13 protein-coding genes and 1 other annotated feature are annotated in these 13,409 nt (G+C 39.3%); of the genes, 8 read left to right on the top strand and 5 right to left on the bottom strand.

Features of this window, described 5'->3' with window-relative positions; all coding sequences use genetic code 11:
- The first annotated feature begins 148 nt into the window (after positions 1-148).
- From AC6HVZ_RS18920 to proS, 8 genes are all read left to right on the top strand, one after another.
- Positions 149-766 carry a glycerol-3-phosphate acyltransferase gene (locus AC6HVZ_RS18920; RefSeq protein ID WP_497559690.1) on the top strand — a complete coding sequence of 206 codons (618 nt, stop codon included), beginning with the start codon at positions 149-151 and terminating at the stop codon, positions 764-766.
- Between the two features lie 18 nt (positions 767-784).
- On the top strand, positions 785-1,267 hold the full coding sequence (locus AC6HVZ_RS18915) for a DUF456 domain-containing protein (RefSeq protein WP_497559689.1): 483 nt from the start codon (positions 785-787) through the stop codon (positions 1,265-1,267).
- Between the two features lie 174 nt (positions 1,268-1,441).
- Positions 1,442-1,576, top strand: a complete 135-nt coding sequence (locus tag AC6HVZ_RS18910; RefSeq protein ID WP_497559688.1) for a hypothetical protein — start codon at positions 1,442-1,444, stop codon at positions 1,574-1,576.
- Positions 1,577-1,790: 214 nt separating this feature from the next.
- Positions 1,791-2,624, top strand: a complete 834-nt coding sequence (gene thiD / locus AC6HVZ_RS18905) for a bifunctional hydroxymethylpyrimidine kinase/phosphomethylpyrimidine kinase (protein ID WP_497559687.1) — start codon at positions 1,791-1,793, stop codon at positions 2,622-2,624.
- 69 nt (positions 2,625-2,693) lie between these two features.
- Positions 2,694-2,984 (top strand): hypothetical protein, encoded by a 291-nt coding sequence (locus AC6HVZ_RS18900; RefSeq protein WP_497559686.1) that lies wholly within the window; start codon positions 2,694-2,696, stop codon positions 2,982-2,984.
- A gap of 11 nt (positions 2,985-2,995) precedes the next feature.
- Complete coding sequence (locus AC6HVZ_RS18895; RefSeq protein WP_497559685.1) at positions 2,996-3,547, top strand: cysteine hydrolase family protein; 552 nt, start codon at positions 2,996-2,998, stop codon at positions 3,545-3,547.
- An 886-nt stretch (positions 3,548-4,433) separates the two neighbouring features.
- Positions 4,434-4,964 (top strand): GNAT family N-acetyltransferase, encoded by a 531-nt coding sequence (locus AC6HVZ_RS18890; protein ID WP_497559684.1) that lies wholly within the window; start codon positions 4,434-4,436, stop codon positions 4,962-4,964.
- 45 nt (positions 4,965-5,009) lie between these two features.
- Positions 5,010-5,286, top strand: a binding site (T-box leader).
- Positions 5,287-5,609: 323 nt separating this feature from the next.
- Positions 5,610-7,049 carry a proline--tRNA ligase gene (proS, locus tag AC6HVZ_RS18885; protein ID WP_497559683.1) on the top strand — a complete coding sequence of 480 codons (1,440 nt, stop codon included), beginning with the start codon at positions 5,610-5,612 and terminating at the stop codon, positions 7,047-7,049.
- A gap of 274 nt (positions 7,050-7,323) precedes the next feature.
- Here proS and AC6HVZ_RS18880 read toward each other — a convergent pair whose 3' ends face one another.
- The 5 genes from AC6HVZ_RS18880 to trhO all read right to left on the bottom strand — a co-directional run bounded on the left by AC6HVZ_RS18880 (position 7,324) and on the right by trhO (position 13,186).
- Positions 7,324-7,806, bottom strand: a complete 483-nt coding sequence (locus tag AC6HVZ_RS18880; protein WP_497559682.1) for a glutathione peroxidase — start codon at positions 7,804-7,806, stop codon at positions 7,324-7,326.
- 295 nt (positions 7,807-8,101) lie between these two features.
- Entirely contained in the window at positions 8,102-9,616 is a 1,515-nt protein-coding gene (locus AC6HVZ_RS18875) for a PASTA domain-containing protein (protein ID WP_497559681.1), read from the bottom strand.
- Positions 9,609-10,280 (bottom strand): ABC transporter ATP-binding protein, encoded by a 672-nt coding sequence (locus AC6HVZ_RS18870; RefSeq protein ID WP_497559680.1) that lies wholly within the window; start codon positions 10,278-10,280, stop codon positions 9,609-9,611. The genes AC6HVZ_RS18875 and AC6HVZ_RS18870 overlap by 8 nt, the downstream gene beginning before the upstream one ends.
- A 14-nt stretch (positions 10,281-10,294) precedes the next feature.
- Positions 10,295-11,761 (bottom strand): ABC transporter permease, encoded by a 1,467-nt coding sequence (locus AC6HVZ_RS18865; protein WP_497559679.1) that lies wholly within the window; start codon positions 11,759-11,761, stop codon positions 10,295-10,297.
- Between the two features lie 453 nt (positions 11,762-12,214).
- A complete protein-coding gene (gene trhO / locus AC6HVZ_RS18860) occupies positions 12,215-13,186 on the bottom strand; it encodes an oxygen-dependent tRNA uridine(34) hydroxylase TrhO (RefSeq protein ID WP_497559678.1) in 972 nt (323 codons plus the stop codon).
- Positions 13,187-13,409 lie beyond the last annotated feature (223 nt).

The following is a 13,409-nucleotide window of genomic DNA, read 5'->3' as shown; positions in this document are numbered from 1 at the left end:
GAACAAGGTTTAGTTTGATATGTAAAATATTATTTTCTATCGTTACGAGGAACTTTTTACTGTCAAGATATAAAAGTATGACAAATCAGCAAGATCTGGCACTCTAATTTCCCTATATTTCGATATACTAAAACCAAGGGGGAGTCGTATGTATTTTCTGATTGTAAGTATAATCGGCTATCTGTTTGGCTGTATTCACGGTGCACAACTGGTCAGCAAATTTAAGAAAATCGATATAAAAAGTTCCGGAGTAAAAAACTCTGGCGCATCAAATACAACAATATTACTAGGCTGGAAGTATGGAATATTAGTTGCACTTATAGATATCTTTAAAGCAACATTAGCAATCTTATTCGTTTTATTTTTATTAAATGAAAATGGAATTCATGGAGAAACGCAAAATCTACTCGTGTATATCGCAGCATTGTTTGTAATTATCGGTCACAACTATCCAATTACGATGAGGTTTAGCGGTGGAAAAGGAACAGCCTCTCTAGTTGGGGTACTGCTTGCGATCGATTGGAAAATTGCAGTGATTGGAATTGGTATCCTGTTCATTTTTACCTTTGCTACAGACTACCTCGTAGTTGGTGTACTTTTTATGTATTTATCATTTTTGGTCACAACCTATTTCTACTTTGGCTTGGAGCCAACAATAATCGTTGTTTTATTATCCGTATTAAGTGTTATGAAACATATAGAAAATTATAAACGCATATTAACCAAGGAAGAGACAAAATTATCAAGTATGCTTGGGAAAAAATAGTTACTGGAGGATGGAAGATTGGATATCATTATATGGATTATTATCATTGCACTATTTATTTTAAGCTTTGCTGGAGTAATCTTTCCAATTATTCCATCCGTACTTGTATTGTGGATAGGCTTTTTGCTGTATCATCTTGTTATTAATTCGGACGAGCTGAACGTTATCTTTTGGATAATTATGGGTGTGTTCACTGTAGTTCTCATTGTTGCAGATATTATCGCCAATAGTTATTTTGTAAAAAAATTTGGTGGGAGCAAATGGGGAGAACGGGGTGCGGCGGTGGCAGTCATTGTAGGGTCATTTATCATTCCGCCATTTGGCATATTGATTATTCCCTTTGCGGTTGTGTTTATCATTGAAATGCTACAAAAAAGAACAGCCATGGAAGCACTTGAGGCATCTATTGGCTCACTATTTGGCTTTTTAGGTGGGGCTTTTGCCAAAGTAGTAATTCAAATTGTTATGATTGTTTGGTTTTTTATCGTAATATTATTATAGAAGATGTTCAAAAAGTCCGGTAAAAATGACATATCGAAAGCGATCTCTACTAAGCATCGACACGTCCTGGGACTGCGCTAAAGCTCGCCCCACCGAAGACCATGGGACTGCGCCAAGGCTCGCCCCACCGAAGACCATGGGACTGCGCTAAAGCTCGCCCCATCAAAAACCATTGTGTCGAACGTAGAAGTCACCATAACATGGGAGAAGCTCGTTGGCGATAGTGAATCTTCTACTACAGACCATCCACGTCCGGGACTGCGGGACAGTAGTTCTTTGTCCCACCGAACACATTTGGGAGCAACGTAGATGTCAGCACAACATGCGAGAAATCCGTTTCTCACGTAGTAATGGCATACGTTCCGGTCCTTGGAAAGGATGATCACCTTTCCTGTGTGCGATGCAAATTCGGGGAAGCTTTCCTTATACTCAAAGCTACATCGCCTCGAACTACTCGGTCCTTTTTATTCTCCTTTTGAACATAAACTTATAGAAACTTTTTTCGAAAAGAGGTATTGCTAGAATGAATTATCCATCACGAGTGATCACAATTGCGGGTTCAGCAGCTGGTGGAAGCGCTGGAATCCAGGCAGATTTAAAAACGTTTCAGGAATTAGATGTCTATGGAATGAGTGTTGTTACAGCAATTGTTGGTAGACATCCTGAAACAGATAAAAATGTTCATCCACAAACAATAGAGGCAATTGAAGCCCAGTTTGATACAGCAATGAAACAAGTAGGTGCAGATGGCTTGAAAACAGGGATGTTATTTTCGAAAGACGTTATTGAAGCGACTGCAGATTTAATCAAACATTCTTCTATTGAGAATATTGTTGTTGATCCTGTTATGGTTGGAAAATTGGATTCGAAGCTGTTAGAGGATGATGCAATCGAAGCATTAAAAAATAGCCTCCTACCACTGGCAACTATGATTACACCAAATATTCCCGAAGCATCCTTCTTACTAGACGGGAGAGAGCTAAATAATGTTGATGATCTAAAGCAGGCAGCTATCGACCTTCATCAATTAGGAGCGAAATATGTTTTGGTTAAAGGTGGAAGACTTCAAGGACCTGCAGTTGACGTGCTGTATGATGGTGAAGATATCATAGCGTATGAAGCACCGAGAATTGATACAGTGAATACAAGTGGGGCAGGTTGTACCTATTCAGCGGGCATTGTCGCGTATTTGGCAAAAGGAAAAACGGTTACGGAAGCAGTCAGACTTGCTAAAAGTTTTGTTACAACAGCAATCGAACACGGATTTTCATATACAGAGAAGGTTGGTCCAACATATCATGCTGCTGAAAGGATGTTTGGAGAAGCACATAAAATTAAAGTGAATAAACTCACATAATTTTGGGAAATATTGATCTCAGTCTGTTACACTAGTATGAAAGCGATTAATATTCTAGGAGGTATGTGTGTGGTTTACGACCATGAACATGAGCATGATCATCGTCATGATACAGTTACGAAAGCCGAAAAGGAAGATCTCTTAGGTTTAGTTCATATGCGATTTGGTCACTTACCAGATGAAATCCATGAGAAGATCATGGCGATACAGGATCTGGATGTACTGGATCGGTTATTTTTAATTGCCGTAAATGCAGCGAATTGGGATGTTTTTGTAGCAGAATTAAATGAAGGAAACGAATCATTTAAAATGACAGGCGATGGCTTTGATCCATTAGCACAAAAAAGAAAAGAGGAATAAGGTGATTTGATATGGGGAAACGGGCATTACTTAATGTTGACTACACATATGACTTTGTTGCGGAAAACGGAAATCTTACATGTGGCGAACCGGGACAGGCAATCGAGGGAAAAATCGTTTCGATAACAAAAGAATTCGTTGAAGCGGGAGATTATGTTGTTTTTGCGATTGATGCACACGAGGAAGGGGACAGGCTTCATCCTGAATCTAAGCTATTCCCATCACATAATATTATAGGTACCTCAGGCCGTGATTTGTACGGAAAGCTTGCTGACGTATACGAGGAAATTAAAGCTAATGATAATGTCTATTATTATGATAAGACCCGTTACAGTGCATTTGCCGGTACCGACCTGGAGATTAAACTCCGAGAGCGCGGAATAAATGAAGTTCACATTATTGGGGTTTGCACTGATATTTGTGTATTGCATACAGCAATTGATGCATATAATAAAGGATTTAAGATTGTTGTTCATAAAGATGCGGTTGCAAGTTTCAATGCAGCAGGACATGAATGGGCATTGGGACATTTTACGAATACATTAGGGGCAACAGTAGTTTAGATGTTGAGAGCTTGTGGGAAAAGGATGTTTTTTCCTTGCAAGCTTTTTCGTAGTGGTTAGTTTTAATGGAGGGAGGGTTTGCGACGCTCAAAACGACAGAAGTAGGCGTTGAACTGTTTGATGGAAGACTTCTCACGGACAAACCATCTCAGAATCCAGCGCAAACAGTCCAAGAGAGCGTCACTCACGGACAAACCAGCTCAGAATTCAGCGCAAACAGTCCAAGAGAGCGTCTTTCACGGACAAAACTATCCAGAATCCAGCGCAAACAGTCCAAGAGAGCGTCTTTCACGGACAAAACTATCCAGAATCCAGCGCAAACAGTCCAAGAGAGCGTCTTTCACGGACAAACCATCTCAGAATTCAGCGCAAACTGTCCAAGAGAGCGTCACTCACGGACAAACCATCTCAGAATTCAGCGCAAACAGTCCAAGAGAGCGTCTTTCACGGACAAAACTATCCAGAATCCAGCGCAAACAGTCCAAGAGAGCGTCTTTCACGGACAAAACTATCCAGAATCCAGCGCAAACTGTCCAAGAGAGCGCTTCTCACGGACAAACCATCTCAGAATCCAGCGCAAACAGTCCAAGAGAGCGTCTTTCACGGACAAAACTATCCAGAATCCAGCGCAAACAGTCCAAGAGAGCGTCTTTCACGGACAAAACTATCCAGAATCCAGCGCAAACTGTCCAAGAGAGCGTCACTCATGGACAAACCATCTCAGAATCCAGCGCAAACAGTCCAAGAGAGCGTCACTCATGGACAAACCATCTCAGAATCCAGCGCAAACTGTCCAAGAGAAATTCCGATTAAGAATCGCCATACTATAAAGACAGCAACGCAGAGTAAAACCAGGGAATTTTACCAAATAAACGGGGGAATTTAGATGAACTTATTTAAACAGAATATATTCGATATATATACGGTTAAAAAGGCGGTCACTTCTGACGTCGCTGCTGTTTTCCGGATTTTGCGTGATGCTGCAACCTGGCTCCAGGAAAAAGGGATTTCACAATGGGAACATTTGCATAACGAGGTGGAAGTAAATGAAATAATCGAGGATATCCAGGCTGGAATAACCTATAAAGTTTTAGATCAAGACGGAGATATCGTTGCTGTATTCAATCTTTCCAAAGCTCAGAATGAATGGGATATTGCTATGTGGGGAGAAAGGGAAGACCATGCGTTTTATATTCATCGCCTGGCAGTACATAAAGATCATCATCATAAGCAGATTGGCAGAAAAATTCTTGAATGGATTGATGAAAATATCCAGCTGGAAGATGGATTTGTCCGACTGGATTGCATTGCAAATAATCCTGTGCTTAACGATTTTTATCAGAAAGCAGGCTATCGCTTCGCAGGACATATTGGAGAAGGAGCAGATAAATTCTCCATCTATGAAAAAGCGTTTTAGTTGGATTTGACTTTGCATGCATAACAATATATATTAAGGACTATATAGGAAACGATGACGAGGACTAGTATAATTGGTTAAACTTTACTAGAGAGGAAATGGCTGCTGCAAATTTCCAAAGAAGCTGATTAGAACCTGCCTCCTGAGTTCGCCGCCGGAAAAGCATTTTGCTGTAAGGTGTGCGCGGTTTATGACCGTTATTAAACGAAGTGGCATTACAAAGCCTATAGAAGGTGATAGAATTCGATTCGATATCATTTCTAATCTGGCCCTGATTTGTAATTGCAAACAAGGGTGGTACCACCAGACCTCGGTCCCTTTTAGGATGCGGGGATTTTTTGCGTTCAGAAAGGTATAAAGTCTGTAAGCTGTGGATAATTAAACAACCGAAACAGCCACGTCCGGCTCCAGTGCCCAGCGACTAGCGGAACTTCCTTCACCTCCGTACGATAAAGAAGACTTGCCGATTGGGAACCAGAGGCTTAGTCGCACTTATACCCTTGTGGTGAAAGTCAACCTCGGCTCCCTTTGGTCGTCCGAGTTTCCTTTATCTCCTCCGGCTCAGTCCAGTCCGTACGTCGCTACACGGGCACTTGCGCCTTTGCTGCGTTTAAAATAAAATTAAAAGATAAAGAGGTGTTTAGCTTGGGTAAGAAAAACAAGCAATTTGTGAAAAAAATTACTGCAATGGAAGATGATTTTGCCCAGTGGTATACAGATGTGGTAAAGCAGGCGGATTTAGTTGAATATGGATTAGTAAGAGGAACAATGATTATTAAACCATACGGATTTGCGATCTGGGAAAACATTAAAGACGAATTAGACGGTAAAATTAAGGAAACAGGTCATTCCAATGTAGCATTTCCTGTATTTATTCCGGAAAGCCTCCTGCAAAAAGAGAAAGATCATGTAGAAGGATTTGCGCCGGAAGTGGCTTGGATAACACATGGTGGAGATGAGGAGCTTGCTGAGCGTATCGCTTTTCGTCCAACGTCCGAGGTGCTTTTCTGTGATTACTATTCGAAAAATATTCACTCATACAGGGATCTGCCAAAGCTGTATAATCAATGGACAAATGTGGTGCGCTGGGAGAAAACGACCCGTCCGTTTCTACGTTCTTCTGAATTCCATTGGCAGGAGGGTCATACCGCACATGCAACAGATGAAGATGCAGCACAGGAAACGGATAGAATGCTTGGTGTTTATGCAGATTTAGTAGAGGACTATTTGGCAATTCCTGTGCTTCGTGGGCGTAAGACGGAAAAGGAAAAATTTGCTGGTGCCAAATACACATTAACGATTGAGGCTTTGATGCACGATGGAAAAGCATTGCAGTCTGGAACGTCACACCATTTTGGCTCAGGATTTGCAGAAGCGTTTGATATTACCTATCTGGATGAAAATGGGGAAAGCCAGTTCGTACATCAAACTTCATGGGGACTTTCGACACGTATTATGGGTGCTTTGATCATGGTACATGGAGACAACCGAGGATTGGTAATTCCTCCAAAAATCGCTCCAACCCAGGCGATGATCGTTCCAATTGCACAGCATAAAGAGGGCGTTCTCGATAAAGCCTATGATTTACGTGACAAGATAAAGGATCTTGTGCGTGTGGAAATCGATGCAAGTGATAAAATGCCGGGCTGGAAATTTAATGAATATGAAATGAAGGGTATCCCTGTACGTATTGAAATGGGACCTAAAGATATTGAGAAGGAACAGGTTGTACTTGTTCGCCGTGATACGGGAGAAAAGGAATTTATTCCATTAAACGAGCTTGAAAGTCGCCTGCCAGCTTTACTTGATGAAATTCAGCAAAATTTATTTGATAATGCACTTGAGCATCGCAATAAAAAAACCTCCGTTGCAAAAGATATGGATGAATTCAAACAAGCGCTTGAACAAAAAGCAGGATTCATTAAAGCAATGTGGTGTGGCGATACTGCCTGTGAAGAGAAGATTAAAGAAGAAACCTCAGCAACCTCACGTTGTATTCCATTTGAACAGGAGACAGTTTCTGATACATGTATATGCTGTGGGAAAGAAGCAAAGGAATTAGTAATTTGGGCAAAAGCATATTAATTTTTGAAAACGAGCGCAGGTAGATGCGCTCGTTTTTTACGTGTAGAAAGTTGCACCTATTTTTCAATGAAGGTAGGAGTTGATCAAGAATTAAAAAAGTTGAGAATTAATAGGCTTTAGTTGAGAGATAAACCTAAAAAGTTGAGACATAAAACAAATAAATATACTTATCTCTCAACTTTCTAAGGGTTCCTCTCAACTATTCATATTATCTCTCAAGTTGAGCAGGTTTTCTCTCAACATCATAACATCCTGTACTAAAATGTAATAAAAATCAATTTGCTTGTAGTGCCGCTTCAATATCCTTCACAATACTCTCCGGCTTCGTTTGCGGTGCGTAACGATTTATAACTTCTCCATCTCGATTAATCAAGAACTTTGTAAAATTCCACTTAATTTGATTGTTGATCATTCCCTTGGCTTCACTTGTCAGATAAACAAACAATGGATGCGCATTTTCCCCTTTCACATCAACTTTGCTGTACATTTGAAAAGTTACGCCATAGTTGCTTTGACAAAAATGGGAAATTTCAGCATCGGTTCCCGGGTCTTGATTATTAAATTGATTACAAGGGAAACCAAGCACCTCAAATCCCTGTTCCTTAAATGTATTAAATAATTTTTGCAGTCCCTGAAGCTGTGGTGTAAACCCACATTCACTTGCTGTGTTTACAATTAACAGTACTTTCCCTTTATGCTCCTCCAGTGATTTTTCCTCACCGAGCATTGTTTTGGCTAAAAAGTCATAAACAGTCATGTGAACAGGCCTCCTTTACCAAAGGTTAGCAAGCACGTATATAGATGTCAACGAAGTGGTGTTAGTCTAGCGGTCTCTCCGTTCTAAATGCAGTCTATAAATAGTTTGCCTGCGTTTTGCTCACATTAGACAGAATTGCGTCCGCTGTCTCTTTTAATGGTTATTTCACCTTATTAAATCCAGTATTTTCATCCCCATTTTTTAAAAATAAAAACAGGTTTCTTAGCTAATAAAAAACAGAAGTATGATGCCCATAAAAAAAGGTAGTACTTCTGTTAACAGACTATATCTATGTTTATTTTTTATGAACTTCAATATCTTCCTCTTCTTCCACAGGTAAATCTGGTTCTCCCCCTACTACAGGCCCCTCAGGTTCATCCCCGGAAAATTCCGGTGGATTGGGTGGTGCTGAAGTATTATTGCTAATTCTAATTTCCACTGTGTATTTCATTGGTACAAATTCATTAAAAACACCCATGCCAACTACTGTCCCTTTTACTTCTGGAGCATAGACATATTTAGCAATATAATTAATATTAGCCCCTTTTGATTGATATTCTTCAAAAAATAACCTTGGCAAGTCACCTTCTAATTGCCCACGGAAATCTTGTAAATATGGTTTTCCTTGCGAATAAGTAACGGTAACATGCTTATCATCATTATCCGTTAACTTTGTACCTGCCTTAACAGATTGTGAAATGAGTGTTCCATAAGAAACTTCAGCGTTAAATGCTTGTTTCACTGTCACGAGTAAATCAGGATAATTACTAGCAGCTTCTTCCGGAGTCAGCTCGCCAAAGTTCGGAACGACGGTTGCTTCTCCCAAAGATACAACAACTTCCATTTTATCTCTTTTCGCAATTTTTTCATCTGCGGCTGCGCTTTGACTAATAATATGTCCTGCTTCGATACTGTCAGAGTCCGCCTCTTTATACGTCATCTCAATTTCATTTGTTTCGACCCATTTTTCCACTTCTTCTTTGGCGGTTCCTGTAAAGTCAGGTATGGTGATATTTTTTTCGAAGACTTCTTTTCCTTTTGAATAATAGACGGCAGCACTATCTTTACGTTTGTATTCTGCTTCATCAATACTAGTATCCTTGATGGTAACCTTTATAAATGCGCCTTCTTCAATATCATCACTATACTCTGTGACCATCTGCAGGTTTTCTGCTTTATTTTCCTCAATCCAGCTCTCTGCTTCCTCTTGTCTCATTTCTGAAAAATCAGCTAGTGGAATACTCTCTTCTGGATCAGCCCCTAAGCTGCTAGTTAATTGGAGCGTTTTTCCTTTTCGTATTTTGTCTCCAGCAGACACACCCTGTGAAATAATTTGATTTGCATCATGTTCCATATTATATTCTTGTCCTAATTCAACCTCTACATCATTTTCTTTTGCCCAAGCACGAGCCTCTGCAACAGGTTGACCCACAAAATCTTCTACTTTCACATGGACAAGCATATAATAAATGAAGAAAATAAAAATACAGGCTAAGAAAGCTCCTGAAATAATCAGCCACATCCGACGTCTTTTTTTTCTCTGGTAGTCCTGATCAATCTCAACTTCTTCTTCCGCATCCTGTCGACGGCTGCTTCTAGAAGAGATAGATTCTGACTGAAGCGGGGTATCATGCGCTGGCTCGAGCACTGTTTCCTCCATTTCCGCAGCAGAAGCTTGGTCTTCCTGCTTTTGCTGCGGTTCTGCTTCTTCCTGGTTCATCGCTTTCTCATCTTTTGTTTTCGTGTTTTCTTGCTCATGCACCAGTTCATCATACTTGTCTTTATTAAACTTTGATAAAAAATCACTCATAGTAAGATAGTACACCCTTCTTCAACTGGAAAGCCTGATCAGACTCGGAAGCAATTTCATTGGAGTGTGTTACTACAATGACACATTTCCCGTGTTCATGTGCCAATTTTTTAAAGATAGCAATGATTTCCTGCTCCATCTCTTCATCAAGGTTTCCTGTAGGCTCATCAGCAAGAATTAATTCCACATTGGTTGCAAGCGCCCTAGCAATAGCCACACGCTGCTGCTCTCCCCCGGATAGCTTATTAACGAGGCGATCTGCTTTGCTTTTTACAATACCGATATAATCTAGTAAATTATAGGCTACTGTCCTTGTATCTTCTGGAATTTCATTTTCCGTAATCGACATAGGAACCAGTACATTTTCCACAGCAGTAAATGTTGGAATTAAATTATAGCTTTGAAAAATAATCCCCACATTATTACGGCGATACCTTTCGTAGCCAATGTTCTTAATGTCTTTTTCATTAAATAATATTGTCCCACTCTGCGGGGAGTCCAAGGCACTGAGTAATGATAACAAGGTGGTTTTCCCTGAACCGGACTGGCCTAAAATTGTATAAAATTTCCCTTTTTCAAAAGAGATAGATGTATCTTTTAAGATATAACGACGCTCTTCGCCATCTTGATAATAATAATTTAAATCTTTCGCTTCTAATATCATAATCTCACCCCTCTTTACATCAGTATTTTCTTCGGATTTAGCCTTACAATATAAATTAGCGGAATAACCGTTGAAATTAATATAGTTAACAGTCCGATTCCATAAAAGGCTAGAATATAGCTTGAATTAAGGTTTACCTCGTAAGTTTCTAAGACATCTTCTGTGGTCAAATCTATTTGAATCTCACTATAATACACAACCTCTTCATAAGACGAATTATTATTGTCTGCTTTCATCATCGTATCAGATACCTGCTGAGCTAAGAAGTTTCCGCTGAATAAAGATAAAGTAATACCAATAAACGCAACAACCATTACTTCGATTAGTATTTGTCCAACAACACGGCCCCGTTGTTCTCCTAAGGATAAATAAATACCCAATTCGCGTTTTCGATCCCGCAGGAACAGTAAAACTACTAAACCAGTTATCAGCACGGTTGCAATTACTGCAACAATCAAAACATATTTTGCTAGTTTGGACATCGACTCTATCGGCCCTGCAATGCTATCATATTGATCCGTAGCACTTGCTACTATATAAAGTTCAGGCAATAGTGGTGCTACCTCTTCCTCAAATGCTTCCATCTCTTCGGGGCTGTTTAAGACAAACATTGGCGTGTAATATTCGAAGGATTCCCCTTCCTCCTCCATCATTTCTGCAAATTCTTCATCGACTTTCATATATTCTTCCATATTATATCTATTTTCACTAGCGACAATTTCATTCGGAACATAAACTGTATTTTGATAATCTATGTCCATAAAATCTATCATCCCGTTATCTGAACTAGCTTCCTGGTCTTCTTTGACTGATTGAGGTTCAAATAACCCGATAATTTCCAATACAACATCCCGGGAAGTAATTAACTCTTCTTCCCCTGTCTCTTGATCAAATTCATAGACAGCATTATCTAATGTAAACGTATCTCCTACATGCAGATTATTTTTTTCTGCTAATTTTTTTGAAATAATAGCTAAAGATGTGCCATTATCTACCTCTTCCTGTGTAAAGACACGGCCATCGACTAATTTGCCCTTCTGTTCTTCAAGGTCAATCACAGGAGCATAGTTGATTCCTTTCAGCATAAAGTCCATGCTGGGGCCACTCATAACAACGTCGTCCATCCCTTCCCCCTGATAACTCTCCATGCTCTCTGAACCTAACCAGGTAGACATACTATAATCATAATATTTCACATAGGAAAGCTCACCAATTTGTTTAATTAAATCAATGCCCATGTCTTGCATCTCTAAACCTTCCAATTCTGCATCACTTAACGCATCCATTGCTTCATAGTCAATCTCAACCGTTGCAGCAGCTCCCAGCCTTTCTTTAATGCTCGTTTCCACATTACCAGTTGCTTGTTGAATAGAAATTGCACCGGATATAAGGTTTCCTAAAATAAAAATAACTGCCAATAAAATTAATGATTTACCTTTTTTTCTTGTAATACCTAAAAATCCACGTTTAATAAAATTCATTATAAACCCCCCCACTAAAAAATCGAATCACTTCTAATTTTCAAAAATTTCTACCTATGTATAAAAAGTATATACGAGTGTTAACTAATATCCAAGTGCATTTTTGATACAATCTCTCATCAGAATATATTTTTTAACCTTGTCATAGCGTATTAATACAAATGTATTATATTCGTAATACACCAAAAAAACAACATCTATTTGAAATAATTTCCAAAATTTGTTCTAATTTCATAAAAATTGTACAAAAAAACAAAGCTATCTCAGATAATCCCATCTAAGATAGCTCATTGTTTATTTAAATATTGTCCAGTCTTTGTGTATCGATGAAGTTGCTATAGGCTTGATTTTTTAGATTTACATAATGGTCGAAAAAGTTGTCACTTCAGGACATCGAGTCTTTTAAGCACACGCTATAATGATTCGACCTGTTAGCGATTAAATGAAAGAGGCTTATGCTTCCTGTTTCAAGCTTTCCCCAATAGCTTCCAGTCTTTTCTGGATATCATCCTGTGATAAGTCGTGTTCTTTTACATACATATTACGTGGGCTGATGCGACACTCATGAGTGCAGCCTCGCATATATTTATGCTCATTTTCCTCAGAGCAGAGTATTTGTTCATTACATTCCGGATTGGCACAGTTTACATAGCGTTCACATGGCTGTCCATCAAAATAGTCCACACCGACTACAACGTGCTCTTTTCGGTTGATTGGAACAGAAATACGCTCATCAAATACATAGCATTGTCCATCCCATAGCTCTCCTTGAACTTCGGGGTCTTTTCCATAGGTGACGATACCACCATGTAGCTGACCCACGTTCTCGAAGCCTTCTTCAAGCAGCCAGCCGGAAAACTTCTCACAGCGGATCCCACCAGTACAGTAGGTTAAAATTTGCTTCCCTTTAATTTGATCTTTATTTTCCCTGATCCAATCAGGTAACTCACGAAATGTTTCGATGTCTGGACGGATAGCTCCACGAAAATGACCTAAGTCATATTCGTAATCATTTCTGGCATCAATGACAACTGTATCTTCATCCTGCATCGCCTCGTAAAATTCTTTAGGAGATAAATGTTGCCCAGTTGTTTGTAATGGATTGATGTCATCCTCCAGACGAAGTGTTACTAATTCCTTACGTGGACGTACATGCATTTTCTTAAATGCATGTCCATCATGCGCATCAATTTTAAATACCATATCAGCAAAACGCGGATCATCATGCATTGCATCCATGTATTTTTCTGTTTGTTCCATTGTTCCGGATACAGTACCGTTGATACCTTCGTGGGCGATAAGAATTCTGCCCTTTAACTCTAAATCCTTGCAAAATTGAAGATGCTGAGTGGCATAGCCTTCAGGATCCTCTATATGCACATAGTTATAATACAATAAAACCTGATAATTAGTATTGCTTTCCATGTTGTTTACCACCTGTCATTTTGTATTTGCAAGATACAAATGTCGGTGTCGATATTTGATTTTAGACATCTTGCAGGGGTTATTATAACAGTGTTTTGATTTAATTTCAAAAGGGAGATTTTGGTTAGTAATTACTTTTGACCAGTAGTTAGTAACCTTGACAGTCCAAAGTTCTCCCCCATATAATTCAAAAAAAAGCCTACAAAAGCCGGTTTTTGCTGGA

Source organism: Oceanobacillus sp. NCCP-135, from assembly GCF_059698015.1.
The sequence above is the reverse complement of the archived record's forward strand: the minus strand, read 5'-3'. Positions and strand labels throughout refer to the sequence as shown.

Bases quoted from the DNA above. Each gene is read 5' to 3' on its own strand.
- AC6HVZ_RS18920 (WP_497559690.1), top strand. From the start codon at position 149: ATGTATTTTCTGATTGTAAGTATAATCGGCTATCTGTTTGGCTGTATT.
- thiD (WP_497559687.1), top strand. From the start codon at position 1,791: ATGAATTATCCATCACGAGTGATCACAATTGCGGGTTCAGCAGCTGGT.
- AC6HVZ_RS18895 (WP_497559685.1), top strand. From the start codon at position 2,996: ATGGGGAAACGGGCATTACTTAATGTTGACTACACATATGACTTTGTT.
- AC6HVZ_RS18890 (WP_497559684.1), top strand. From the start codon at position 4,434: ATGAACTTATTTAAACAGAATATATTCGATATATATACGGTTAAAAAG.
- AC6HVZ_RS18880 (WP_497559682.1), bottom strand. From the start codon at position 7,806: ATGACTGTTTATGACTTTTTAGCCAAAACAATGCTCGGTGAGGAAAAA.
- AC6HVZ_RS18875 (WP_497559681.1), bottom strand. From the start codon at position 9,616: ATGAGTGATTTTTTATCAAAGTTTAATAAAGACAAGTATGATGAACTG.
- AC6HVZ_RS18870 (WP_497559680.1), bottom strand. From the start codon at position 10,280: ATGATATTAGAAGCGAAAGATTTAAATTATTATTATCAAGATGGCGAA.
- AC6HVZ_RS18865 (WP_497559679.1), bottom strand. From the start codon at position 11,761: ATGAATTTTATTAAACGTGGATTTTTAGGTATTACAAGAAAAAAAGGT.
- trhO (WP_497559678.1), bottom strand. From the start codon at position 13,186: ATGGAAAGCAATACTAATTATCAGGTTTTATTGTATTATAACTATGTG.